This is a genomic window from Paenarthrobacter sp. NPDC018779 (genome assembly GCF_044391085.1).
Classification (GTDB): Bacteria; Actinomycetota; Actinomycetes; order Actinomycetales; family Micrococcaceae; genus Arthrobacter.
Genome location: NZ_JBIRZS010000050.1, coordinates 1844 through 3877, shown reverse-complemented (window position 1 = coordinate 3877; position 2034 = coordinate 1844). Strand labels below are relative to the sequence as shown.

1 rRNA gene (running past one end of the window) is annotated in these 2034 nt (G+C 56.1%); it reads right to left on the bottom strand.

Annotated features, from left to right (window positions below):
- Nucleotides 1-1990, bottom strand: a 23S ribosomal RNA gene (locus tag ACH488_RS21895); it reaches 1273 nt to the left of the window's first position.
- Nucleotides 1991-2034 lie beyond the last annotated feature (44 nt).

The following is a 2034-nucleotide window of genomic DNA, read 5'->3' as shown; positions in this document are numbered from 1 at the left end:
CACGGAGAGCAAGTCTCCATCACGGGGCAGGCCCCCCTTCTCCCGAAGTTACGGGGGCATTTTGCCGAGTTCCTTAACCATAATTCTCTCGATCGCCTTGGTATTCTCTACCTGATCACCTGTGTCGGTTTGGGGTACGGGCAGCTAAAACCTCGCGTCGATGCTTTTCTTGGCAGCATAGGATCACCGGATCCCCCCGTACGGGGGTCCCATCAGATCTCAGGAACGTGCTCGAAGCACACAGGAACGGATTTGCCTATCCCTGACCCTACATCCTTAGACCGGGACAACCATCGCCCGGCCCGGCTACCTTCCTGCGTCACACCTGTTAATACGCTTACCTCCCGGGATCAGGTCCCAGCCACCACCACAACACTCACACCCCAAAGGGTGCTCGCGCCGGGTGGGGGGTGGTTAGTATCCCCCGCTCAGTATTGGCGGTTTTTCGCCGGTACGGGAATATCAACCCGTTGTCCATCGACTACGCCTGTCGGCCTCGCCTTAGGTCCCGACTTACCCAGGGCAGATTAGCTTGACCCTGGAACCCTTGATCATTCGGCGGACGGGTTTCTCACCCGTCTTTCGCTACTCATGCCTGCATTCTCACTCGTGTAGGCTCCACCGCTGGTTTCCACCGCGACTTCACCGCCCACACGACGCTCCCCTACCCATCCACACCCCTGAACCACAAAGGCTTAGGAATATGTGTGAATGCCACAACTTCGGCGGTGTACTTGAGCCCCGCTACATTGTCGGCGCGGAATCACTTGACCAGTGAGCTATTACGCACTCTTTCAAGGATGGCTGCTTCTAAGCCAACCTCCTGGTTGTCTAAGCAACTCCACATCCTTTCCCACTTAGCACACGCTTAGGGGCCTTAGTTGGTGGTCTGGGCTGTTTCCCTCTCGACTATGAAGCTTATCCCCCACAGTCTCACTGCTGCGCTCTCACTTACCGGCATTCGGAGTTTGGCTGACGTCAGTAACCTTGTAGGGCCCATCGGCCATCCAGTAGCTCTACCTCCGGCAAGAAACACGCAACGCTGCACCTAAATGCATTTCGGGGAGAACCAGCTATCACGGAGTTTGATTGGCCTTTCACCCCTACCCACAGCTCATCCCCTCCATTTTCAACTGAAGTGGGTTCGGTCCTCCACGACGTCTTACCGTCGCTTCAACCTGGCCATGGGTAGATCACTCCGCTTCGGGTCTAGATCACGCCACTACACTCGCCCTGTTCAGACTCGCTTTCGCTACGGCTACCCCACACGGGTTAACCTCGCGACGTAACACTAACTCGCAGGCTCATTCTTCAAAAGGCACGCCATCACAACAACACAACACAAGGCTGCGGCTGCTTTGACGGATTGTAAGCACACGGTTTCAGGTACTGTTTCACTCCCCTCCCGGGGTACTTTTCACCTTTCCCTCACGGTACTGGTCCGCTATCGGTCATTAGGAAGTATTTAGGCTTATCAGGTGGTCCTGACAGATTCACACGGGATTTCTCGGGCCCCGTGCTACTTGGGATACTCACCAAAAGCGGCACAACGACATTACAGTTACGGGGCTCACACCCTCTCTGGCCGGCCTTTCAAGACCGTTCACCTATGCCCATGCTCTCACCTCGCCGGTCCGGCAGAACCAACACAGCAAGTCCCACAACCCCGCCCACGCAACGCCCGCCGGCTATCACACATGGGTCGGTTTAGCCTCATCCGCGTTCGCTCGCCACTACTAACGGAATCACTCTTGTTTTCTCTTCCTACGGGTACTGAGATGTTTCACTTCCCCGCGTTCCCCCCACGCACCCTATGAATTCAGGCACGGGTCACACAATCACCCCGAAAGGCGTTGTGCGGGGTTTCCCCATTCGGACATCCTGGGATCACCGCTCGGTTATCAACTCCCCCAGGCTTATCGCAGATTCCTACGTCCTTCTTCGGCTCCTAATGCCAAGGCATCCACCGTGCGCCCTTAAAAACTTGACCACACAAAACCACAAACCAACACACCCACCCCAAAAGGAGGGCCA